The organism is Citrobacter sp. Cs237, assembly GCF_030332325.1.
Taxonomy (GTDB): Bacteria; Pseudomonadota; Gammaproteobacteria; order Enterobacterales; family Enterobacteriaceae; genus Citrobacter_A; species Citrobacter_A sedlakii.
In genome coordinates, this window is sequence record NZ_JAOWIB010000017.1 from 1 (window position 1) to 237 (window position 237).

Annotated in this window: 1 pseudogene; it reads left to right on the forward strand. The window is 52.7% G+C overall.

What is annotated here, in order from left to right:
• Positions 1-237 (forward strand): annotated as a pseudogene (locus OGY07_RS00095) (SEL1-like repeat protein); the annotation flags it as partial.

Genomic DNA, 237 nt, shown 5'->3' on the forward strand with positions numbered 1-237 from the left:
TGCGATCAGACAGCAGCCGCTCCGGCCAGCCATAAACCCGCCGTGGACCCGTTACCGACGATCAATACCCGACTGGCGTTCACCTGCAAACATGAAAATATTCCGCAGCCCCCTTCGGACAGTGAGATTTTATTTAAGTACGCCCGCTGGCTGCAGCAGAATAACCAGTTAAAGGAAGACGCAAAAGTCGATGCAGAAATTGAACGGCTTTACCGTATAGCGGCAGAAAACGGGCAC